This window comes from Bradyrhizobium niftali (assembly GCF_004571025.1).
Classification (GTDB): domain Bacteria; phylum Pseudomonadota; class Alphaproteobacteria; order Rhizobiales; family Xanthobacteraceae; genus Bradyrhizobium; species Bradyrhizobium niftali.
In genome coordinates, this window is record NZ_SPQT01000005.1 from 1 (window position 1) to 22,631 (window position 22,631).

Consider the following 22,631-nt stretch of genomic DNA (forward strand, 5'->3'; position numbering starts at 1 on the left):
GGCTACGCCCGAGGCCCGAGATCGCGCGCACGATGGCGGCGCAGTCGGAACGTTTGGCAAGATCCTTCACAAAGGAGCGATCGATCTTGATCTTGTCGAACGGAAAGCTGCGCAAGTAGCTCAGACTGGAATAACCTGTTCCAAAATCGTCCATGGCGATGGAGACCCCGAGCTCGCGCAGCTGGTGCAGGATCGCGAGATTGGCTTCAGTCTCCGCGAGGAACACTGACTCGGTTATTTCGAGCTCGAGCCGCTTGGGCGGCAGGCCCGAATTGGCCAAGGCTGAGATCACCACCTGCTCACGATCGCGCTCAATGGCGCGATCGAGTGACGACCCGTAGATCGAAGCAATTGCGATTTCCTTGGCCAGACGGGTGTAGGTTTGCCAGACGAGGTAGAACATCAGCGGCGGAGTTTCGCGGTTCGCGAGCATCTGGTTGCACCGTGCTCCCGCGCCCTCGATTGCCCACCACCGCGCCCCTAACGCGACCAGTCGCCTGAACTCCCGCTGCGTCCGCCTGAATTTGTCGGGAGCGACACCCGCAAGCAATGCTGAATGGTCTAGCCAGTTCAGGCCGGCCATGATCGCCAATGGGTAATCTTTGAGCGGGACGCCCTCGAAGTTGACGACCGTTTCTTGGTGGGGCGCCTCCCGAAGGAAGGTCTCGATCATTTCGTTTTGGCGCGCTGGATAGACCAGCAGCTCGACGTCGCGCCTCGGCACCATCATGAAATAGCGGCAAGCTTCGAGCCGCGTGTGCTCCCAAATTGCCCGAACATTTCCGTCTGTGTCTCCCAGTCCGCGCTTGCAGGCAGGGTAGACGAGCCGGCCCTCATCCGTTTCCTTCAGATATCGTGGAAGCAGCTTGTCGAGGGCTGACAGCAGCGCCAACGGTTCGAAGAGCTTTCCTGTAGCCGCTTCGGCAGCAGGCGGAACCGGCTTCTTTGATCGTCCCCATCCGAACATCGTAGCCCCCGATCATGCTGCGCCGAGCGACGATTACAGCGGGGCTTGCCCAAGCATGCAAGGTCGCCGATTTCTAGCCGCTGAACGGTCCAAAGCCCGCCCGAATTGGTTAGCGAGCTGTTAACCAACGATCGGCAGGCTTGCGGTCATTGACGCGCATTGCTGCCTGATCCAGCCCCCAGGCAGCGTGAGATGGCCGGCGGCGGCTGATACCAGGCGCTCGACGCGGTGCTTGCTCACTTTGTGGATGTGTCGCCTTGTACGAACAATCACGCGTCAGATTCTATATTTACCAACACATCACCGGTGATGATTTCTGGATCTCCGAGATGGAGATCATGCAGGCTTGCTTGAACAAATTCCAGGACTCTTTTGTTCGCGGCAATGGCGCTTTCACGATCCTCGAATGTCATCACCGCTACACAGACGCTCTCGCCTCCATCGAGCACGTAATAAGATTTGAATCCGTGCGATTGCTTTAAGATCTGGCCGATGCCGCTCTTCGCGCGACGAGCGGCATCCGCAACCGAACAAACCTTGGTGTACTTGCGAAGGACCATGTACATCGAAGAACCACGCTTTTCATTCCAACGCGCGCATCAAAGCATACTCAGCTACCTCTGGACCAGCCCCTACTTCCGTCACGGGGCAAGCTCCGACTTGTCATAATGGCTAAAAGATGAAGCATTTTGGCCGAATTCACGGACCAGCCGCAGCCGCGTTCAGATACTCTCCGTCGATGAATACTACCCAGATTGACGAACCCGATCCTCAGGAAAGCGAGTTCACGCGGCTCTGGATTCCCACGCGCCAAAACGAAGCAGCAACTGCTCGATCTCCGCGGCTGGCCTGGCCGCGCTGAAGAGGAATCCTTGCACCTCGTTGCAGCCCTCGGCGCGGAGCCAATCAAGTTGATCGGTGGTCTCCACCCCTTCGGCGGTCGTGGTGATATTGAGGCTGCGCCCGAGGCCCGAGATCGCGCGCACGATGGCAACGCAGTCCGAACGTTTCGCGAGATCTTTCACAAACGAGCGGTCGATCTTGATCTTGTCGAACGGAAAGCTGCGCAAGTAGCTCAGGCTCGAATAGCCGGTGCCGAAATCGTCCAACGAAATGGAGACGCCGAGTTCGCGCAGTTGATGCAAGATTGCAATGTTGGCCTCGGTCTCGGCCAGGAACACCGACTCGGTAATTTCGAGCTCCAGCCGCTTGGGCGGCAAGCCCGAATTGGCAAGTGCTGAAACCACCACCTGCACCAAGTTACGGCTGCGGAATTGCAGCGGCGACAGGTTGATGGCGATCCTGACCTCGGAAGGCCAGTTCGCCGCCTCTTTGCAGCCTTCGCGCAGCACCCACTCGCCGAGCGGACCGATCAGCCCGATATCTTCCGCCACCGGGATGAACTCGGCCGGCGAGATCATGCCCTTGTCCGGATGGCGCCAGCGCAACAGCGCCTCGAATCCCGAGATACTTTCGCTCGCGATATCAACCACAGGCTGGTAGTGCAGTTCGAATTCGCCATGGGCGAGGGCGCGGCGCAGGTCGGTCTCCATCTCGCGGCGTTGTTGGGCCTGATGGTCCATTTCGCGTTCGAAAAAGCGATGGACGCCGCGGCCATCCTGCTTGGCCCGATACAGCGCCATATCGGCATTGCGCATCAGTTCCTCGCTGCTGGTGCCATCGCCCGGCGACAGCGCGATCCCAATCGAAGCGCCGATCACGACCTGATGGCCGTCGATCTCGTAAGGCACGCTCAATGCCTGGATCAGTCGGACAGCGATATCACTCGCTTCCTTTGGCGAAGTATCAGCAGCCAGCATGATGGCAAACTCGTCGCCGCCCAATCGTGCCGCGAGATCGTTGCCGCGCACCTGCGAACGCAGGCGGTCGGCCACCTTTTGCAGCAGGTGATCGCCCATGTGATGGCCCAAGGAGTCGTTGACGTTCTTGAACAGATCGAGGTCTATGCAAAGAATCGCGACGCGCTCGCCCAGCGCATGGCCGGCTTCGAGCGCGTCGCGTAGCCGCGCTTGGTGCAGAGCGCGATTGGCCAGGTCGGTCAACCCATCGTGGTGAGCCATATGAGCGATGCGGGCTTCCGCCTTGCGGCGTTCGGTGATGTCGACGACCGCCACCAGATAGCCCTCGCGGTGATCGAGCGTGAGCCTCCGCCCGTAGGCAAGTACACAGACCTCGCTGCCATCTGCTTTCACATGGCGCCAGTGACGGTCGGACTGGCAGGTCTTGTCGATATCCTGCAGCAACCGCGTATAGCTGACCCACTCGTCCTTCGGCCAGATCTCGTGGACTTTCATTTGCAAGAAGGTCTCTCGGGCATAACCGTAGTGCTGCACGGCGGCGTCGTTGACCTTCAGAAATGCCATCGTCTCAAGATCGAAGACCCACATCGGGATTGGATTGCTGTCGAACAACAGCCGGAACGATGCCTCGCGCCGCTTCAGGGGAGTGACGTCAGAAATAACCAACGAGAGGATGTCTGCGAAGACCGTCACCCCCAGCTGCAGGTTCCGATCATCACTTTCGATCTCGAACTGGCTACCCTGGTTCTTCGCAACCGCGGCTTTCAGCTGCTCGATCACCACTTCCGAGCCTAGCGGATGCTCGAAAGTGCTCAGACGTTGCCATTGCAAGCTTCGATCCGCGAGATTGAGCAGTTTCGCCACGGCCTGGTTGTGATGTACGATCTGAAAGTCGGACGGACCGCTCGTTGCATCGCGAATGGTTGAGAGTGCGATTACGCCGCCATCTGTCGTCGAAAAGATGGCATCGAGCAGATTGTATTGTGCCCCACGCTCGTTGACGTAGGCACCGACGAGCGTGCCACCCCAGCGCGAGAATGTTGGCAGCGCCAGCACGTCGTAGGTTCGCACCATGCCGTCGCGCATCGAATGGGCAGTGGCGAGATAAGGCCGGCTATTGGCAATCGCATTGCCCGCCGCTTCGGTCAGGGCGGTAACACAGTCGGGCGGCAGGGCTTCGATCGGAATGTCCCAGCGCTCGTCGCCTAGCCATTTCTGTGCATAGCGGCCGGTCCGCGAGACGGCGAATGCGCCGTGGTCGCGTTTCAGCAGCATCATATGATCGGCAAGGCGCCCGAGGCTGCCCAACATCACGTCTTCGTAGCGCGCAAGGACTTCGCCGGGCCTGAGCGCAGCCTGCCACTTGCGCCGCAGCACGGATACATCCTCGAACATTCGCACGTCGATATTTGCTGCTTGCTTCTTGGCACCACTCATCATGCGTCCCCTGGATGCAAGTTCTCTGCCCCGGCGCGCTATCAAACGCAGCTTGGATTAATTCGCTATGAACGATAATGATGAGTCGCAGCGAACAGCGAATTGCGACAGTTTTAAATCCGCTGATGGTTAGCGTGCGTATCACGGATGCACGAAGATATTATACGCGCCCCTACGCGCTCTTCGATGAGAAGGGCGGGCTCCCCCTCTTAAAGAGCTTGCTCATCTCGCGTGGCCGCCTCTGGCTCGCGCTGATCATCGCGCAAATGCAGAACGACGCAGAAAATCCTCGGCATAGAGCAGGAAATCGACGCAAATGTTTGGGGGACACCAGTATCATGGCGAAATCGCTCTGCCATTGCCGGTAAATGCCACTGGCGGTCCGATTCGTACCAACTATGACCTACCGCTCGGACACAATTTCAATAATGTCACTCCCTCCAAATGTAGCGAGCCGAGATTGACGCGATGCCACCCGCGAAACGCGGCAAGGTGACAACGGCTCTGCAGAGCCTTCCGAGCGCGCCTACATCCCGGACAAGCTCAGCCGAAAGCAGAGATTTCCTCCGCCGAATCGGCTGGGACATCGATTCCATCAACGTGCATCTCTGCGAGCTCCGCCGGCACACGGCCAGAGAGCTCGGCATTACCGGACCACAATGGATGATCCTCATGGCCCTGGAGGATCTCGACAACGGTGATGGCGTCCCGGTCCATGTGGTGTCAAACCGGCTGGGCGTCAACGGCTCGTTTGTGACGACGCAGTCGAAGCTATTGGAAAAGAGAGGCTTTATACGTCGGAAGCGTTCGACGAGCGATGCGCGGGTCGTACAGATGTCGCTCTCAACCAAGACCACCAAGCAGCTCGCGACACTCTCGACGCAACAGGACACCATCGAACAGTTTGTCGTGGGGGATTTCGACGATCGCGAGCTATCGGAGTTTGCGAGCAAGCTGTCGATGCTCAAGGATCGTCTGAAGAATGCTTGCCTAAAAGTCAGCCTGGATTTGTGAGACTCAAAAGAGAAGATCGAGGCGCCATAATCTTAGTCGTCGGTTCCGCGCTGGAGGTGGCTTTTCGGCATTGGATACCACCTGATTTGATTGTGACTTTGTCACCATGCTGCTTCAGGCCCGGGGAAGAGACCGCCATGTCCAAACAGCCACTCGCGCCTAGCGTCGCCGATCTGGCTCCCGATGATTCAATACTGACTCCCTATGACTACGAGCACCTCGGCACGTATCTGAACCTGCTGACCGCTGACGCGGAAGTTACCGATTGGCGGGAAGTTAGTCGGGTCGTGTTACGCATCGATCCCGCGCAGGATCCGCAACGTGCGTGGCAGGCCTATAGCAGTCATTTGGCCCGCGCGATGTGGATGAGTAAGCTCGGCCATAGGCATCTTTTGGGCGATATCCCAAGCCTTCACTAGGAGGAGCATTTCACATCTTTCGTTTCCGCTTTCGCAAGCATTGCGATTGCGCCTAAAAAGTGAGGTTCGAGACTATCATCATCGGAGTCCGGGCTTTCGTAGCCAGGTACATTTGCGCTTATCAGAGTAGCAACCGTCGCCCCATTCGCGTTCCTGTAACAGACCGCGCAGATTTCGCGCATTATGCCGGTGGAGGGCGGCGCGGATGCGATGCTCAGATTTCAACAGGTCGCCCGCGACGCGCTTGCGTTTCTACTGACGACTACAGGTAGTACCTCGCAAAGGTGCACCGTTCGGCGTAAGCATGTACGATGTGGTGGTGATCCAACGGGTGTCATCTAAGCGCCCCACTAGGCTCGGCTCGCCATAAGCTAGTGAGGTTGACGATAGAATGCTCAGAAACTGGTCTCAGCGATGGAGCAAAGAAGAAGATCAGCGCCTTCTCGATCTCGTTTCAAAACGCGAAATCCCGAAGCGAATCTCTATCCTCCTCGAGAGAAGCGAAAACGCTGTCGCTCGGCGGCTCAGACGAGGGGACTGAAGCCCCCCGGCTCGCGGCTCCCCCGGAGTGAGTGAACACAACGGCGCTCGCGCCGAACATCGAGCCCCGTAGAGGCGATTGCGAAAATGCGGCTCAACTTCAAAACCAAGCCAGCAACCGAACCAAGATCGAGGCAAATGCGGATGCTATGGACGAACCCGCGCTTAGAAAGCGGCCGCGGTCTGCTTTTGATTTAGATGGAATAGTGGTGATGCCGACAGCAGCCGAATGTCGCGAACTTGCGAAGAGCTATAGAAGCCAAGCAAATGAATGTGGGATTTCTCCGAGGAGAGCGGCCCTGCTGCGAAACATAGCCAATAGTTTGAGCGGCCTCGCGAGCCAACTCGAGATGTTGGCCGCCGACGCAACGAAGCACAGCTAAGGTTTCGAACCCGGATGAATTACCGTGGCATTGAGTATTCCATCGAAGAAAGCACAAACTGGAAGGTTTGGCGGTGGCGCGTCCTTGTGGGTGAGCCTCCGATGCTGCGTATGGCGGAAGAAGACTCGAGAGTCCGCGCCATCATTCGGGTTGAAGGTGTGATCGATCGAGCGTTCACAGTTAGTGAGGGCCTGCCTGGAAAACGAACGCGAAAAATCCCACTAGCGTGAACCGGTGGGCCTCGCTTTTGTTTCGGGGCGGATCACATCGTGTATTTGCGAGTACACTTGAGCGCCGCCAATCTACCCTTGTGCGTCCTCGGCTCGATCTCATCCGCCTTGTATCGCCCTTAAGCTCGGCATCCTCGGCAGCACTCACCGCATCGAGCGGTGGATTGGGCCGTGCATCCCGGCGCGCGATCGCGGCCGACCACGTCTCGTGCTCATTCCTATTGCGGTCGGGGCACATGTCCACCGGTGTGTACATATCGATTTCCTCGAACGGATGGGCGGCAGTCCGATCCATGCATTGCGACCGGCGGCTCAAAATCGCGGGTCTTCTTCAGCTCCATCTCGGCGAGATCAAGAGCATCGTATTAGCCCCGATTCAAGGATGAATTTATGCGCGTCATTGGCGGACTACGCAGCTTTTTCACGCGCGCACGCGCTGAGCATCAGCGGACAGCAAGACTGAGGATCTGGACAAAGGAGATGTGCCGCAACTCAACACATGTTAGAGAATTGTGACGGCGTGCAGCGTGAGGACGCGGAGCATGAGAAAGAGTGATGTAACGTGTTCCGAGTGCGGCGCTGGTTTCCGCCGTCTTGAGCTCACCTCTGAGCGTGGCACCGAGGGCAAGTACCACTGCCCTGCTTGTGGCAATCTGATCGAGGCTTTCGGAGAGGCTCATCTCGTTGCTTACCGGTTGACGATAGAGCCCTCAATTAAGGTGCTCCGCCAGCGGTAAGTCACCTCGGTTGGCGGCCTCTGTCTTTATATCCGGCCGCCCTAGGCCGGAGGTTGGGTCTTCCAGCGCATCAAGTGCCTCTCCAATGCTTCTAGGATGGCGTTAAAGGTCAGGCCGATTTTGTCCCGTACGCTGCGCTCGCACGACGCTGCGCAAGGGGGTGAAGCTGAGGTGCGGACGTGCGCTCATAAGCTCGCATAACATGGAATGTCCACTTTGGCGACGGACCGACCGTTCGCAGACATTCGACTTGGCGTCCCTGTGGTCCGCCTTCGATCACCCCTGCGGCTTCGAGGGATCCACAGAATGCTGTGCCGTCCTACAAACGCGTTAGGCGCTTTTCGCTTTCTCGGGCTTGCCCCGGGCGCGCGGCGGCGTCTCAACGACTCGTGAGGATCTTTCCTTGCCGACGCTTTCGATTAGGAACCGTGACAGCGCTTCGAACGCGTCGAAGCGGTTTATCGGCTGGCCCCTGTAGACCTCCTTGGAGAACCAGAACATGCGACGGCTGAAGGTGAGCCACGTCGAGGGCATTAAGACGTAATCGAAGATCGCTTCGTTCTTCTCGTCCAGCCGGACCGCGACGACCCATCCCTTCGGCCACCTCACGCGGTACTGCAGCGTCCAGCGCAGGGGCCGGCCTTCGTAGATACGGCATCCTGCGACCCGAAAGACGACATTCACGACATTATCGATTCGAAGACATTCAGTCGAAGCGTCGAGGGTAGCATGGCGACCAAGTTTTTCGAAAGCGTCTCGAAGGCGCGCAGCATTGCCAAGCTGCAGAGCAACCCATCTTTGATGCGCGGCGTATTTGTCAAACCAGCCTTGATTGCCGTTGTACCCGATGAGCCGATAGATGTTTCGCAGCGTGCCGAAATGAACAAAATACGAAGACATCGATGGCAAGCCGGGTGTTGAATTGATGATCGTCTTGCTCAGCCTACCTTTCTTCATCAGAACCTTGCGAAGGCGACGCAACATCTCTTCTTCGGGAATGCTGACGCGCCCCTCGCCCATCATTTTTTGGGCGCGCCGAAACGCGTCGCGGTGGATGATGGGCTCGATGGCATCCTCATTTCTAATCCAAAGCTCCCTTGGATTACGCGTGACCTTGGCGCCGAGCTTTCTGCTTTTGCGATTGTAGGTCAGAACGCCGATATCCGAAGAAGCTCGCCAACCGCTTTTCCAGCCCACGGCCTTCCCTGGCTGTTCATAATCCCTCGCCGGTTGAGTTCTCTGGCAATCGTCGCCTGCGATTTGTGACGGAGATACTCGTGGAAAATCCATTCACGATTGCGACTTGATCGGGCGCCCCGGGAATGAGCTTGACGTGGTCGGTGAGCAAGGATTTGCGCTGTCCGACCGTCAAGATACCCTTCGGCCTGCATTGATCGTCGACGAGACGTGGTTGCAGTGCGTAAGCGGTAGGCCCGCCCATCTTGAGGCCGCGACGCGTCCAGTCTGATTGATCCTACAAAAACTTTGGCTGATAGTTCCCGGCTGAACTCCGCCGCCATTACTCTCTTAATATTCTTCATGATGCTTGCGAGAAGGCTTCCGTCATTGTCGAATTGCTCGGCGCAATAAGCGACCTTAACGCCCGCCTTGCGGCAGATGAACTCGTAATGCGCGCTCTCGTCGACGTCCTGAAACCGTCCCCTACCTTACATCCGACGACATGACAGCTGCGGCCGATGAGCATTTGGTAGGAGCCTGGACGTCCGGTAGCCCTTCCGAGTTAGCCGAAGGTTTGAACAACTTTCTAGAACCCTATGGCAAAGCGGGCGCTACCGTGGGCGATTACCTCAAGCCGAGCCACACCGTAGTCGAGTTTTTTGATTGGCTGTATTCCACCGATCACATCAGCCTCACGTATGGACTAAGCTACAACGGCACTCCGTTAGAGAATCTCTCGCCTGGCACAAAGGGTATCGTTTTGCTCATCCTTTATCTGGCGATGGACAAGAAGGACACCCGCCCTCTTCTGATCGATCAACCTCGACAACGAATCTATCTACAGCCTGTTGGCGAGTTACTTCCGAAGAGCCAAGCTCCGGCGTCAAATCCTTCTCATCACGCACAACCCCAACCTAGTCGTGAACACGGATGCCGAGCAGGTCATTGTTGCACAGTGCGTGAAGGAAAACGGCGGCTTGCCCTCATTTTCGTATTCCGCCGGCGCCTTGGAAGATTGCAAAGATACGCAAAGTACGCGGCAACAGGTCTGTCGGATCCTTGAGGGTGGTGCGGCAGCTTTCCAAAAGCGGGAGAGACGATATTCTTTGGATAGTTGAGAGGTGCTGCAACAAGGAAAACGGGACCGGCAAATGCCTCGTACTCACGCATACCCGCTCGGCGACGTCGGCGCTCTCCAGCGCCCCGGTTCTGGTGCTCGGCCCAGAGAGCCCGCCACTCAACAAGGGCCCCTGTCGCTGTTCCACTCGCGGGTCTTCACCCGCCGCAATCCCTCCGGTGTTGCTTGCTGCAAGGCAAGCAGGATGTGGGCGTGGTGATTGTGGGGATGGTCTCCCTTTTCCAGCACGGGTGCATGAATAGCAACATCGGCGACCATCCCTTTGCTCACGAAGGCTTCCTGCACGAAGCTTAAAGCCAATTTGCGGCGCTGGTCGGCATCAAGCTCGTGTGGGAGCGCAAGATTGATTTCACGGGCAAGCTGGGCGTCCCTTCGGCCTTCCTGTCGCTAGACGTAATTCCATAGCAGCTCTCGCTGTGTCAGAAACGAAGCTGACCCGACGGGTGAGATTACCTCGGCGTAAACAACGCCACGGCGCTTGCTGTAATCGTGGAGATGACCCGTCTTGTCGTCCCGGATACGCTCGCCTGCACGATAGGCCGCTGCGGCGAGCGCCGATCGCCCTTGCGACCGGCTGATGATCTGTACCGAGAAATGATAGCTCGCCACGGCGGCGCGATGCGCCAGCCCGGAGCGGCCGTCAATCTTTTCAGAAACTTGTCGGACAATGTTGCAGTGTTGCAGGATCTATGTCGGCGAAGCCGATGTATAAGTGTATAAGTGCGCTATTCCCGGCTTCCCATGGCAATGCGCTGATACGAAGACTATTGCTTCAATTCTCGCACAACCCTTAACCCGAATTGCGCTTCGCGACGATCCGGGTCGTTCGATCGCCGGAAAGCATCCCGCTGAGCTGGTGGAAAGGTTGCCCATGATCCGCCTCGTAAAACGCCTTTTTCGCAGTTTGCAGTACCCCAAGCCGAACCATCCTTTGGCGCCTTATCGTAGGAGCTGTGGTAGCAGTCAGCGACCCATTGAAATACATTGCCATGAACGTCGTACAATCCGAACGGATTCGGAAGATACGAGCCTACAGGAGCCATGAATTTGAATCCATCGCTACACTGGAAAGCGGCGTCTCGAACCTGCGGCCACGCAGTCGTTTGATCCATCGTGTTCGCGTGTTGGCACATCTGGTCGGGATCGTTCCCGAAGTAGTACACCGTGTAGTTTTTTTGGGACTGCGAACGACCGCGAGCTGCGTACTCCCATTCCGCCTCTGTGGGCAGTCTGTAGATCGCCGCTGTCGTTTTCGAGAGCCACTGCGTGTACGCAATTGCGTCGCCGCGGTTCAGGCAGGTTACCGGATATCGTCCGTCTTGCGGGAAGCCGGGGGCTTTCCAGGATGCGTTCTTGTCTTCAAAGAACGAACTTGCTTCCGCTAGCGCCCGGAATTTGCGACAAAAAGCCCTGCCCGCTGCCGCCTCGGCGCCCTCGCTGATTTTGTACTCGTCAACTTTGACCGGATATTTTCCGATCGCGAAATTCTTGCCAATTCTGACGGGATGCCGCGGGCCCTCATCTCTCGACCGCCCATCCTCTCCATCAGGTGACCCCATCCAGAATTCGCCACGTGGAATGACGACCATTATCGGACAATTCTCGCACTCGCTAAACTCATCTCCCGGTGAGAGTGAACATTCCTCGTCGAGAGACAGGGGATGAGCTGCGCGCATCCTTCCAAGAGCGACGCGAGCCGCAATTTGTGAACAGCTTTGTTTGGTGGGCAGTGGAAGCTGCGCGGTTGACGCCGCTTGGTTCGGCGACGGAGGTGCTGACGCTGCGGGTGGAAGAGCTGCCGGCGTCGGTGGAGAGGAGGCTGTTGTTCCAGGCGCCACTGGCGAGGAAATAGCGTCAATCAGAGGCTTCAGATCCTTGCTCGCATAGAACGCGGGAGTTGAAACGTGGCGATCGTTGTTCTCTCCCTGAGCCAACGCTGCAACTTTGCCCGACTCGACATCTACCCAGGGCCCGCCACTTTGACCGGGTTTGGACGGCTTTTCCGTTTCAAATTCTTCGGCTGAGCGAAACTTCCCTGAAGTATCGCCGAGACTTTGTTGGAGCGAATATGATCCGTTCTCAAAACCAAGCAGAACGACATCTCGCGCGCGTGAGAAATCACTCATCGCCTCTATGATCGGAAGCGACGGCAGGGCATCCAGGTCTCGAATTTCAAGGATAGCGATGTCGACTGGAATGGTTGACGGAACGAGCCTCGCGCTCTGCGGTACCTGTGTGAGGGTGCCGTTTGGCGACGCAACCATGACGTGAATGTCTCGCTTGATCTTCCTGTCAATAACCTGCCAGTCCTTGTTGTCGCTTTGGCGAAGTTCATTACTGCCGATGACGTGGCGGGCTGTAAGAATGATGGTCCGGCGCTCTCGCGAAAAAACGATAAAGCCGGTGCCCTCACGCTTCTTGTAGGCCCCGTTGTCATCTGCACCTTCGACAACAATCTTTACGACCGCCGCTCGGCTTGCCGCGAAACGGTCCTGCGCGGCTTTGCTTTGAGCATGCGCGCAATCAGGAAGGGAGAATAAAATAAGGAGCCACACCAGCGCTCCGATTTGAAATTTCATCTCTTTGAGTCTCGGTCTAGTCTAGCGTGGATACGAGAAGCTGCTCTTTAAATTCCTTGATGCCGGGAATGGATATTGTGACGGAGTAGGCACCTTCCTGTGATGGAGCCGAGTATTTGAAGAAGAGTCTTCGTTCCGTAGGGTCGGCTGTAGGCTGACTGTCGCCATTTGATGTGTCTAGGATTGCAGGTTGAGCATCTATCTGGACGGAAATATTTGAAAGATCTGTCGATTGAAGAGTTTCTTTTGTGAAAACAGAGACAGCAATCCTTGCGTCTTGGCCGGGTAACACGATTGGGGGCATTAGGGAGACCCCAAAGTTCAGTATCGGCACGTCGCTTCCCTTGGCGTCAACTAACACTTTCTTGGGCGTCTCCTGATTGTGCCAGAAGCGGTTTGAAAGAAAGGCAGTCAGCATGAGCTTTGGTTCATCGCCGACGAACAGGTGCTGGTGGTCTCGGTTCGATACCTGTGCATCACCGGGATTTCCGGCAGAAGCACTCTCAAAGAGCACTGTTCCGTCGCCATCTGAATCGGCGTGACCGGTGATCTGTCCATTCTGCGGATCGAAGTACACCCTCGACCATGTCTTCACGAGGCCATTGGCAATGAAGTAGCTCTTCACGATGTTGCCGTCTGCCGGTTCAATGGGTTTGCTCAGGAGCTCCTGCAATTCTTTGGTCTTGCTCAACTGTTCGCCTATGAATGCAGCCCCGCGGCCGCTCCGGAATTCCGTGGGCAACCAGGAAAAGGACTGCCACGTAGAAGGATTCAGGATTTTCAGCTCTTTGGCGTCGGAATTGTTGCCTTTGACGCTCCAGGCGCAACAGTCATCGTAGCTTGGAAGTAGTTGGTAGATTGACGGGAAGGTCAGGATTACTCTTTGAATCTGCGCCAGGCCTCCGGACAAGACGGGTGGCGTAATCTCCAGGCCCTCCTTCAGTCGCTGAAAGACTGTATTGGACCCGAGGTGGGGCGTGCCTATTGTTACAAACTTGACGACCCGCGCGTTTCCGCCAAGTTTCTGCAGGTAGATTCGGCCAATCAACCCACCCATGCTGTGAGCGACAATGTCAAACTTTTCGGGCGGGGGGATTTTCTTGTCGATGAATTCCTTCAGCCGGTCTGCGTTGACAAAATTGCTCAGGCGCCAGTCATAGGGGAATTCTATGACTTGGCTGGGTCGGATCTCGCGGAGGGTGTCAAGCAGCACGTTGTATTGATCGCTGCGCCACAAGAAAGGGATAATATTCACTTGTTCAATGACTCCGCAGGCGCTGAGAGGCGTCGTCGCGTAGCTCTCGCTGTCAAGCGGAAGGGAAAGACGAACTAACCGTTCCCGTAAGGTCGAACTGATATCGCCCCAAACGAGTTTGTTCGCTTTGTCGCATATCTTCGATCCCATTATCCCAGGAATTACTAAGACAGGTCTGGGTCTGTCCTGGGCGGGACTCGGCGATGCGCCCAACAAGAGGCATGCTGCTCCCAACAGAGACACGATCCATTCAAGCAAATGCAATCTGAAATTTGAACGGTTCGTGATCTTGGCTACCAAGCGGGGCCGCGGCATGTGGTGACTTGTGGTACAGTAGTGATTGATGCTCATTACGCTTTCCTCAAAGTGCGGCTGCGGGAATAATGCACCGGCTTCCGGAGAACAATTTCAGCGTATGATATATTCCAGCCTGCCGACGGACGATCAAATCGTGGATCTAGCCGTCGACTGGCTTTGCGGCCGCTCTGTTGGTTCAATCATCGCTTGGGCGCAAAAGTCGGCGACCTGCATCTACCCTTGTTATATCTCACCACCGCAGCAGTCTGGTTGTTGTCCGCTGTCATTACCTTACCGGACAGTTTGACATCTTCGTTGGCCCGAGCGAATGGCTGCTCAGGTACAAAAGACAATAGAGCTGAGCCGGGAATTGACAAGTCATCTAATAGCGAATGGTCCCCTAGCGCGTACGATCTCGGGTCCGGGTGGCCTCGGAGCTGCGGTCGATTTCGATGGAGGCTGTCCGGGAGAAGTTTTGGTTCGGTAGGGTTGCCGAAAAATCCCGCCGGGACCCGATTTCCTTGTACCAGTCTTGCGTGAGGTCCTGTTTGGCCGCGTCTTCCACCTCCCATTGCCAGGCAATGCGATCACCATCAGCGCCGCCCACCACTCTGCCCCGCCTTCACGTATCGAACGATTGTAGGCAGGGCGCGAGCGTCCTTTATCAAACTTGCGATAATCGACCCTCCGGCTTTTCGACCGTGCACCCGTGCCGTTGCGGTATTCGACCGTCTTTGACCGGATGCGGCGGTCCCGTATTTCCATCTCGCGGGCGCTCAGGCCCTCGTGGATGGTCGGTTTCCGGCTGATACCCTGAGCGGCCAGCGTGCGTCGATCGACCCGCTCCATCCGGCCGGCAAGCTCCAGTGCTTCATTGGCATGCCGTTCCCACAGCTCGCGTAGCCGGTCGGTCGAGCCGCGTTCGCTCATGCCGCAGACCCGCTTGCCGGTTTCAGGATCGCGATCCCGGATGACCAGGTGGACATGCGGATTGTTGCGATCGTTTCCATCGTCGTGAAAGGCGGCCAGCCAAGAGGCCCGGCCTGCCGTAATCTGCTCGGCAAACTCCCGCACCAGCGCCGCCCGTTGCGAAGGGATTGAGCTCGCGCGGCAGGGCGAGCAGGACCTTGTCGACGACTCTGGCGTTGGCGCGGTCAGCGTCTTCCTCGCGGCGTATCCAGGACCGCGCCCCGGCCGACTGCGTCGGCATGCGTCCGGCCAGAACCCGAGTGCAGGCTGACTTTCTGGTGATGTAGCGAAGGTGGGCGGCGGCAGTATGAGGCCGCGCCTGGGTGGACTTGCCGATCGCCGCGCGATGCAAACTGTAGATTGCCACGACGCAACTCGCACTGGAGGGCGCGGGTTTCGGAACGAAACCCGTAAGTGCGCACGGGTGACGCAATCGCCTCTGCCGGAGGAGAGGCAAGCGGCCCCTAGCCCGGCGTTACCGCACGCGCCGTCAGGGGCACCTCCGCCCGGCGAAGCCGCAGGGGCTGAGCCGACGGCGCGTCAGAGGGCTGTAGCTGTTCGGGATTCGGGGAGCACTCGCAAGTGCCGCTGGACATGGGGAATGAGACCGCAGCAGCGGTGGCGTTTTCGCGTGCCGGGGGCTGCCGTCCCCGGACCCCCGCTCAGCAGTGGAGGCGGAGCTGGGAGGTCCGGCAATGCCGGTCCTCCAACTCGATCCCGATGTAGTCGCGCCCGCTGTCGCTTGCCGCAACCAGCGTCGAGCCCGACCCGCAGAACGGGTCGAGCACGACGCCGCCAGGCTTGCAGAATGCCTCAATAAGGGGCTGCAACATCTTCGCGGATTTCTGCGTCGGATGAAGGCGGTTAACGTCTCGCCTTACCGGGCGGCCTAATCAGCTACGCCTTTGGCGGCCTAGCCTTTTGCTTCCGCGCCTTGCGCTCGGCTTCGTTCGCGTTTTCGTCGGCCTGAAGCTGAATTCGTGGCCAGCTTTGCCGGAAGGCCTGCCGCAGATTGCCGCTTCCCTGCCTTATGGCACGATGGGGCATGAACCAAACCAAGGAGCCGCGTCCGATTAAGGATCCGCCGACGCCCAAGCTTTCACGCTTAGAGGAGGCGCGGCCGATCATCGAGGAGTACGCGGAGGATCTGCGGGAGATCATCAGCAAGCTTCGCAGGAAGCTGAATTGAACCACGCGCCGATCGCACAGGAAGCTCAACCGCCAGCGCCGGCAGCACATGCCCGCCCTGCTAAGAGCTGTGAGCGCCCTGCCGATAACCGCGTGCTGATCGAGGGCGGCAGTCAGCGCGCATGGAAGAAGAACGAAGCGCCCCAAAGCCGGCTTGTCTTCATCGGCCGCGATCTACCAGTGGACCTTCTGAGGCAAGGCTTTGCGGCCTGCAGCGCTTGACCAGGAACCGGGGCCGTGAGGCATCCACCAAGACTTGGGTGGTCACGAGAACCCGAGCACTCTATCGCTGGCGGCAACGCGGACGACACAGAGTAAACGTGCGTCCTCCCCGTCTGCATCTATTCGTTGAACGTGTGTACAAACAAGGTTGCATTGCCCATGAGTGACATCGTTCAACTTGTTCCAAAATCCGAGCTTGAGCGGATTCGTTTAATTCGGGAGGCTCGCGCGATATACGACAGTATTTTCCCAACGACTGATGTTGTTTGCGAGCGGCCAGAAGGTCAAGCCAGCCAACTTACAAAGCTGGGCAAGAATGAGCCTGTTCCCTGAGAAGAAACGATCGGACGACATAAACGACCCATCCGGAGGGGCAGTTTCCCCGCGTAGTCGCTCCACTCGACTAGGACCTCTCTCGGGCTTCGCTCGAATTCGAGTTGCGCTTGCCAAAATCACGGGACCCATCTGCGTCGGGGTAGACCGGCCGACATCTGCTTTTTGGCGGAAGGCGAAATCTTGTTTCAGCCCGCCCCGCATAGCTTGATCGAGCCGTCGGATCACGTCAGTGGCTAATTTGTCAGGAGGTCTAGATTGTTGCTGCCGCAACGACGGCAGGATCGGCGCAACGATAGCTGATGCTCCTATTCTTCCTGAAAGTATCTGGCGACGATCTGGCCATGCCGAGACAACGTTCATCTGGGTGTGTACCGCCTTATATTAAGCGGATGCATCCCGGTGAGTGTCAGCATTGGGCAATTTCGACGGATTCAGCGGAGGATGTCAGCATTAGGTTGACCGACGGAATTTTTCCGCATTCTCCGCGGCAGCAGCTAGTGCCTGAGAGAGCTTGAGTGCCTGCGCGGCCGTTACCTGAAAATGAACGCCCACGAGGCTCGCGATAGCGACGGTGATCTCGTCGTCGATCTGCTCGACTATGATCGCAGCCGACTCGTCGATTTCGATCTCTGCGATACGCCCGAGGCCCTCAGGGTCCTTTGCCATCACTACACTCTCCATGCTCCACAGGCATTGGTATACTGGAGATCCCCTCTCAGGTCACTGCGGAAGTGCTGGGCACCGGAAGAGCTCGCGGCTGGAATGCTTGAGCACTGCGCCCGGCTCAGATCATCGATAAAAGCCCGCCATATAGCGGATTGCGATGAAAGTCCCGACGACAACGGCGGCCGTGATAGCGACTGAAAACCCCACTCGAGCCAAGAACTGGCCGGGGCTAAGTCCGTCCCATGAACTCATTTTCTTGCTTTGCGTTGCGACTCGGGCTTGCACCGAGGCGTTATACCTTCAGTTAAATGCGAGGGTTGATCCAGGCCCAGTCCTCTTAGACAATCAGCCTTGATGCTGACCGTTCACCAGTCTCGTGACAATGAGCCTATCGTTTTTGTCCATGTGTCGTCGAATGTCGGCGTCTAGCGCCTCAGCTGTCGACGCAGCTTGGATGAGCCACACGGAATCCAGGCCCTCATCCTTGATGTGACTGCAGCTTTAAATATGATTGATCAGATTCTGTCGAACCTGCGCGTAGCTCGCCTTATGTTATTCGACTCCGAAGTGACCAAATACACTGCCATTACTGATCTTCATACTTCACGCAACGCGCTCAGAATGACCGTATGACACGCACACTGCGAGTAGTCGGCGAAATCTCGGTTGCCCACGCTGTGAATCATCGCGCGTGTTGAGGAGCGCGCCGGAAATCCGGGGCTTCAGCACAGTTCCGGTAGCACCGTCGCCGATGCACGGTTCAGCCGCGGGCGATCGCGGTGGCGTTGTGGCGGTGCTGCCGTCAGAGTGAGCCGCCGGCTTTTCCAGCCAGTATCGCCGGCGGCTCGTGCTAGCCTTGAAATTCTGGCGGCAATTCGTCAGACGGCCAGCGTCACCTAGAATGCCGGTTGTGTCGGGAGCTGCAACGTCGTGCTGAAGTTAAGGTAACGGCTCAAGGTTACCCGCTGACCGCTCGGCCGTCTCACGCTAAGTTCACAGCCACCAGAGACATCGCGCTGGATTCGTCCGCATGCCGGACTCCTCGCGGGCCGATCGCCTGAAGCGCCTGAAAGTCGCGATCGTCGATGCGTCGGAGCGCCTTGAGGAAGCCGACGAGCGCTACCAGGCGATCAAACCTGAAAGATCGCAGGTGCTGAACTGGCGGCTGCGCGATGCCGGCCTCGTAAGCCGATCTTCGAATAAGCACTATGCTCTTCTTTACCCAGGTATCGAAGTCATCTTCAGAACAGCCGCAATATACGGCTGGATCCGCTTTCGTGAGTCCACGCGGGGGAATCGATCGAGGCTGTGCTGATCCCTCCCCATGCGGCCGATCGGACTCCGGATGCCGCCCATGCCACGTTGACACGCAGGTTCCGTGCCACACTTCCAACGCTGTCATTCCGCCCGCCACCGCGCCTCTGCCGCGCATGCTCCGCGCTGGCACTGCTCTTGCTGATGAAACGGTAAACCGAGCATTAGCAACGAAAGGTGTGCCGCAATGAGATCCATGGTGTTTCAAAAAAGTGCGGCTGGCATTGCTGTCGGGTACGCACCTCCGTTCTTAGTGGGCCGTCTGCTGACACGGCGAAAACCCCTACGGCTGCGCCGAAAACTGCCGCCCTGGACGGGCCTTGCGCTACTGGTGCTTGTCGCGGACATCCTGATGGCGGTGTTCGCCTGGATCGCCGTAGACTTCGTCCTGAACTGAGATGTCTCCCTTATGCACGCAGAACGCTGCCAGCAGGTAGGCGATCTGGCCGACAACGAGGCATCCGACGATGACGGACACGCCAGCAAAGAAGCCAAAGCCGGAGGCCTGAAGAACAATCGCGGCGAGGACCGCGGTCGCCGGAGACACTAGCACCATGGCCCAGACCCGAAAGAACAGACCCGTCGCCAGTCCGATGATTGCGCTCCCTAGCAGGGCTAGGATAATCGTCACATTTCACTTCCGGTTCGAGTGCGAGCCGCACTGCAATCCATCATCTAGATCGCTCTAACAAGGATCGCGTTGTCCGCCGCGCCGACAAAGCGGAGTTAGTATTAACCTCGACAATGCCCTTAAAATTCATCTGGGCCAGACCTGTTCTGAGGGCTAGTCTCGAAACACGTCGGCCTTTGCGTCTATCGTGCGCTTCTTGCGGCGAACCCGCAGGATTGCTTCGTTCTATCGGATATGGCGCGGGAAAGCGGCGAGATGTCGCGCATAAGCTGCGTCATACATCTCATCGCAGAGAAGATCGCCGGCGCAGGCGGCTTACGATGCGTTCGCGCATCGCATCTTCGTAGAGCACTGTCGATCATACCGCCCCACCGTCGAATTGGCGGTGAGCCGAATTCGGCGATCGATTAAAGGCGTAGGTCAGTACGCAACGTACAGAACTGTGCCCCGCGTTTGCAAATAATGAGTTCGGCCACCCCATGCCGTGCCGACCTGGCAAACTTCAAGAATTTATCTTTTGTCAAATGTTTGCCGCGACCTTCCAGCACTGGCGCAACGGCAGAGTCAGTCCTGCGGGGGTCCCAGATGAGGACATATCTGAGCTCGTATCTCTCGAAGCTATTCGCGGGGGATCTGGCGGCTTTCGGCGGCCCTGCGACCGATGAAGCAGTCGCAGGGTACATTCGCGCGGAGCAGATCTCTCTCGTGCTTGGTTATTCGCTGGGAATAATGCTGGCCAACGCCTGCAATGCGACGGTGCTCGTGATTGCTCTTTGGTACTCGTCCAACCGAAACTATGCCCTGATCTGGGCAGCTGCCGTGGTTTGCGGCGCGTTATCGATAGGCTTGAAGGCGCGTTTATCACGACGGATTACGAAGCCGCAGTTCGTCTCCCGACAGGCCATGCATCGGCTGGTGCGAAATGCGCTCGTTCTCGGAACCGCCTGGGCGGTCGTTCCGGTGGCTTTCTTCGCCGAGGCCTCGAATGGTGGCCAACTCGTGATTACATGTCTTTGCTCCGGGATGCTCGCGGGCGGAGCATTCGCCTTCGCTACGATTCCGGTGGCGGCAGTCGCATTCACGGCTCCGATTTTCGTGGGTACGGCAATCTGCCTCGGCAGAAACGGCGATTTCGTCTATCTGCTCGTCGCTATCCTCGTTGTGGCCTATGGCTTCGTGCTTCTGCGCGGCGTTTTCGCCCATTCTTTCGAATTCACGAAACGCACCATTGCTCAATTGGAAGCCGAAAGGAGGGTCCGGCGGGATCCCCTCACCCAGTTGCCGAACCGTTTCGCCTTCAACGAAAGCCTCGAAGCTGCCCTCAACCGGTTGGCTCGCTCGGGCGAGGAATTCGCGGTTTTCCTCCTTGATCTCGATCGCTTTAAGGACGTGAACGACAAATTCGGCCACCCGGCAGGAGATGAGTTTCTCATTCAGGCCGCGGCGAGACTGCAGCGATGCGCGCGAGAGACCGATACTGTCGCGCGGATCGGCGGGGACGAATTTGCGCTGATCGTGACCAATCTGGCCAAAGTAGAAGACGCGTTGGAAATCGCCGAGCGCTTCATTGGCGCTTTCGGCGAGCCATTCCTAATCGAAAGATGCGAGATCGCGGGCGCGACGAGCGTCGGGATCGTGTTGGCCCCGCGCGACGGCAATACGCCTCATGAGCTCCTGAAGAATGCCGACCTTGCGCTCTATCGTGCAAAAACGGCGGGGCCCGGGACGGTTCGCTTCTTTGAGGTCAGCGACGACAAATCAGCGCGCGATCGCAGGGCGCTGCAACGGGATCTGGAAAAGGCGGTCGGGAGAGACGAGCTTTTTCTCGTCTACCAACCATTCTTTGATATTCGCGAGAACCGAGTAACCGGCTTTGAGGCCTTGCTGCGCTGGCAACACCCTGTCCGGGGAGTCATTTCGCCGGCTGAGTTCATTCCAATTGCCGAGGAAACCGGATTGATCCACCCGATCGGTGAGTGGGTAGTCCGACGCGCCTGCTCGACGCTGTCGAACTGGCCCTCCGATCTCAGGGTCGCCGTGAATTTTTCTGCAGCTCAATTCCATAACACCAGCATTCTGCAAACAATCGTGCAGGCCCTGGCGCAGGCCAGAGTTGCCCCTAGCCGCCTTGAAATCGAAATAACGGAGTCGATGCTGATTTCAAAGTACGGGCCGGCATCATCGATCCTGAATTCACTCCTGGAACTGGGGGTGACGGTGGCGCTCGACGATTTTGGAACGGGATTTTCGTCGCTGACCTATTTGCTAAAATTGCCCTACACCCGCATCAAAATCGATCAGTCCTTTATACGCGACATGCTGACAAGACCGGATAGCGCGGCGGTCGTAAAATCAATAATCGGGCTGGCGCAGGATCTACACATTGGCGTAGTCGCGGAAGGCGTCGAGACCACCGAGCAGCTCGAGTGTTTGCGCCAAACCAGCTGTGATGAAGTCCAAGGATATCTCATCGGTCGGCCGGTATCGGCCGACCGCATCTTCGCCTTGCTCGATCAAAATAGGCAATGGACGACGCCTGCCGCTTGAAATTTTCGGCAAACCGACCGACCATTTCGATCTTAGTACGCGGTGTGCCCCTTGCGCGCGTAAGGTCGAGTATTGGAGATTTCCGTTGGCGGCGACCAAAATCGAGGAACATGCAGACGATACAAAGGCGTCCATGAACGATACGGGTTTCGCCACCGAAGCGACGGTGATGCCACCAAGCACACAGGTCGAACTTGGTATCGCCCACGTCTTCAGCACACGGAGATCCACTGCGCCCTTCTTGTAGTGACCCAAGAAAGACGGGATCGACGTGGGCACAATCACGGCGAGCGCGGTCCCGACAACCGCATCCCCAACATCCACTCCAATACTGCCGAATCGGGCGAGCCGTTGCACGCTACATTCGTTTATCCGCGCCGTGAGAGAAGACGCGAGTGCCGGGAGGCCATGTCCGTTGGTTTCCGATCGGACTCGCTCCAATTTCCCAGCCTGCGCCTCCCCATAGGACGTCAACCACACCAAGGTCTCCTAAACCGTCACGAACAAAAAATATGTTGGGAGCAGAATTGGTCTGCAGCGCCCCGCTTTCTCCATTGGCCTGCAGCCTTAAGAGGCACCACACATTCGCAAGCCTGGTCTCATCGCGAGCGCCTAATTCTCTGCTGATGTCGACCGCACTCGAAGGATTCCTCAAGATGTAAGTTTGCAGGGATGGATCCCCCTCGGTTTCGACTTTGACTGCGTACCGGTGCATAAAGGTCGCGCCAAGCCACGAAATCCTGACTTTGGCCGTTGGTGTGAT

15 protein-coding genes and 4 pseudogenes are annotated in these 22,631 nt (G+C 57.6%); 8 read left to right on the plus strand and 11 right to left on the minus strand.

Translation table 11 applies throughout. The annotated features are described in order from the left end of the window. The 3 genes and pseudogenes from E4K65_RS48625 to E4K65_RS12330 all read right to left on the minus strand — a co-directional run. Nucleotides 1-310, minus strand: a pseudogene (locus E4K65_RS48625) (EAL domain-containing protein); the annotation flags it as partial. Between the two features lie 926 nt (nt 311-1,236). Continuing rightward, nucleotides 1,237-1,533 (minus strand): hypothetical protein, encoded by a 297-nt coding sequence (locus tag E4K65_RS12325; RefSeq protein ID WP_135174388.1) that lies wholly within the window; start codon nt 1,531-1,533, stop codon nt 1,237-1,239. A 219-nt stretch (nt 1,534-1,752) separates the two neighbouring features. Continuing rightward, nucleotides 1,753-4,224: a putative bifunctional diguanylate cyclase/phosphodiesterase gene (locus E4K65_RS12330; RefSeq protein ID WP_283813824.1), complete on the minus strand. Its 2,472-nt coding sequence runs from the start codon at nt 4,222-4,224 to the stop codon at nt 1,753-1,755. A 468-nt stretch (nt 4,225-4,692) separates the two neighbouring features. Here E4K65_RS12330 and E4K65_RS12335 point away from each other — a divergent pair, with 468 nt between their 5' ends. The 3 genes from E4K65_RS12335 (at nt 4,693) to E4K65_RS50005 (ending at nt 6,198) form a co-directional block, all read left to right on the plus strand. Next, complete coding sequence (locus E4K65_RS12335; RefSeq protein ID WP_135174390.1) at nt 4,693-5,238, plus strand: MarR family winged helix-turn-helix transcriptional regulator; 546 nt, start codon at nt 4,693-4,695, stop codon at nt 5,236-5,238. Between the two features lie 137 nt (nt 5,239-5,375). Further along, a complete protein-coding gene (locus tag E4K65_RS12340; RefSeq protein ID WP_135174391.1) occupies nt 5,376-5,657 on the plus strand; it encodes a DUF2285 domain-containing protein in 282 nt (93 codons plus the stop codon). 391 nt (nt 5,658-6,048) lie between these two features. Further along, nucleotides 6,049-6,198, plus strand: a complete 150-nt coding sequence (locus E4K65_RS50005; RefSeq protein ID WP_135174392.1) for a Myb-like DNA-binding domain-containing protein — start codon at nt 6,049-6,051, stop codon at nt 6,196-6,198. Between the two features lie 1,679 nt (nt 6,199-7,877). On the opposite strand, the pseudogene E4K65_RS12360 reads toward E4K65_RS50005, so the two are convergent. The 6 genes and pseudogenes from E4K65_RS12360 to E4K65_RS12390 form a co-directional block, all read right to left on the minus strand. Then, nucleotides 7,878-9,088, minus strand: a pseudogene (locus tag E4K65_RS12360) (recombinase family protein). Between the two features lie 875 nt (nt 9,089-9,963). Continuing rightward, a pseudogene (locus tag E4K65_RS48635) lies at nt 9,964-10,473 on the minus strand (MobA/MobL family protein). Nucleotides 10,474-10,628: 155 nt separating this feature from the next. Then, nucleotides 10,629-12,443 (minus strand): SUMF1/EgtB/PvdO family nonheme iron enzyme, encoded by a 1,815-nt coding sequence (locus E4K65_RS12375; RefSeq protein ID WP_135174396.1) that lies wholly within the window; start codon nt 12,441-12,443, stop codon nt 10,629-10,631. Between the two features lie 16 nt (nt 12,444-12,459). Beyond that, the gene (locus E4K65_RS12380) at nt 12,460-14,049 is read right to left on the minus strand and encodes an esterase/lipase family protein (RefSeq protein ID WP_135174397.1); all 1,590 of its coding nucleotides are present in this window, start codon (nt 14,047-14,049) and stop codon (nt 12,460-12,462) included. A gap of 324 nt (nt 14,050-14,373) precedes the next feature. Beyond that, nucleotides 14,374-15,345, minus strand: a complete 972-nt coding sequence (locus E4K65_RS12385; protein WP_135174398.1) for a MobA/MobL family protein — start codon at nt 15,343-15,345, stop codon at nt 14,374-14,376. A gap of 281 nt (nt 15,346-15,626) precedes the next feature. Next, nucleotides 15,627-15,821, minus strand: a pseudogene (locus E4K65_RS12390) (DNA methyltransferase); the annotation flags it as partial. A gap of 188 nt (nt 15,822-16,009) precedes the next feature. On the opposite strand from E4K65_RS12390, the gene E4K65_RS47145 reads away from it, so the two are divergent. From E4K65_RS47145 to E4K65_RS47150, 3 genes are all read left to right on the plus strand, one after another. Continuing rightward, nucleotides 16,010-16,153, plus strand: a complete 144-nt coding sequence (locus tag E4K65_RS47145; protein WP_167770759.1) for a hypothetical protein — start codon at nt 16,010-16,012, stop codon at nt 16,151-16,153. Nucleotides 16,154-16,245: 92 nt separating this feature from the next. Further along, complete coding sequence (locus E4K65_RS48640) at nt 16,246-16,374, plus strand: GTP-binding protein (RefSeq protein WP_235885627.1); 129 nt, start codon at nt 16,246-16,248, stop codon at nt 16,372-16,374. A 159-nt stretch (nt 16,375-16,533) separates the two neighbouring features. After that, complete coding sequence (locus E4K65_RS47150; protein ID WP_167770760.1) at nt 16,534-16,707, plus strand: hypothetical protein; 174 nt, start codon at nt 16,534-16,536, stop codon at nt 16,705-16,707. Between the two features lie 453 nt (nt 16,708-17,160). Here the strand turns inward: E4K65_RS47150 and E4K65_RS12400 are convergent, their stop codons facing one another. Then, complete coding sequence (locus E4K65_RS12400; protein ID WP_135174401.1) at nt 17,161-17,376, minus strand: hypothetical protein; 216 nt, start codon at nt 17,374-17,376, stop codon at nt 17,161-17,163. A 1,030-nt stretch (nt 17,377-18,406) separates the two neighbouring features. Between E4K65_RS12400 and E4K65_RS12405 the strand changes: the two genes are divergently transcribed. Beyond that, the gene (locus E4K65_RS12405) at nt 18,407-18,691 is read left to right on the plus strand and encodes a hypothetical protein (protein WP_135174402.1); all 285 of its coding nucleotides are present in this window, start codon (nt 18,407-18,409) and stop codon (nt 18,689-18,691) included. Between the two features lie 324 nt (nt 18,692-19,015). Here the strand turns inward: E4K65_RS12405 and E4K65_RS12415 are convergent, their stop codons facing one another. Further along, nucleotides 19,016-19,321 carry a hypothetical protein gene (locus E4K65_RS12415; RefSeq protein WP_167770761.1) on the minus strand — a complete coding sequence of 102 codons (306 nt, stop codon included), beginning with the start codon at nt 19,319-19,321 and terminating at the stop codon, nt 19,016-19,018. A gap of 585 nt (nt 19,322-19,906) precedes the next feature. Here E4K65_RS12415 and E4K65_RS12420 point away from each other — a divergent pair. Continuing rightward, nucleotides 19,907-21,868, plus strand: a complete 1,962-nt coding sequence (locus E4K65_RS12420; RefSeq protein ID WP_135174404.1) for a putative bifunctional diguanylate cyclase/phosphodiesterase — start codon at nt 19,907-19,909, stop codon at nt 21,866-21,868. Nucleotides 21,869-22,631: the final 763 nt, after the last annotated feature.

Bases quoted from the DNA above. Each gene is read 5' to 3' on its own strand.
- E4K65_RS12380 (WP_135174397.1), bottom strand. From the start codon at position 14,049: ATGAGCATCAATCACTACTGTACCACAAGTCACCACATGCCGCGGCCC.
- E4K65_RS12405 (WP_135174402.1), top strand. From the start codon at position 18,407: ATGCCGGACTCCTCGCGGGCCGATCGCCTGAAGCGCCTGAAAGTCGCG.
- E4K65_RS47145 (WP_167770759.1), top strand. From the start codon at position 16,010: ATGAACCAAACCAAGGAGCCGCGTCCGATTAAGGATCCGCCGACGCCC.
- E4K65_RS47150 (WP_167770760.1), top strand. From the start codon at position 16,534: ATGAGTGACATCGTTCAACTTGTTCCAAAATCCGAGCTTGAGCGGATT.
- E4K65_RS12400 (WP_135174401.1), bottom strand. From the start codon at position 17,376: ATGGCAAAGGACCCTGAGGGCCTCGGGCGTATCGCAGAGATCGAAATC.
- E4K65_RS12335 (WP_135174390.1), top strand. From the start codon at position 4,693: ATGCCACCCGCGAAACGCGGCAAGGTGACAACGGCTCTGCAGAGCCTT.
- E4K65_RS12325 (WP_135174388.1), bottom strand. From the start codon at position 1,533: ATGTACATGGTCCTTCGCAAGTACACCAAGGTTTGTTCGGTTGCGGAT.
- E4K65_RS12330 (WP_283813824.1), bottom strand. From the start codon at position 4,224: ATGAGTGGTGCCAAGAAGCAAGCAGCAAATATCGACGTGCGAATGTTC.
- E4K65_RS12375 (WP_135174396.1), bottom strand. From the start codon at position 12,443: ATGAAATTTCAAATCGGAGCGCTGGTGTGGCTCCTTATTTTATTCTCC.
- E4K65_RS12340 (WP_135174391.1), top strand. From the start codon at position 5,376: ATGTCCAAACAGCCACTCGCGCCTAGCGTCGCCGATCTGGCTCCCGAT.
- E4K65_RS50005 (WP_135174392.1), top strand. From the start codon at position 6,049: ATGCTCAGAAACTGGTCTCAGCGATGGAGCAAAGAAGAAGATCAGCGC.
- E4K65_RS12420 (WP_135174404.1), top strand. From the start codon at position 19,907: ATGAGGACATATCTGAGCTCGTATCTCTCGAAGCTATTCGCGGGGGAT.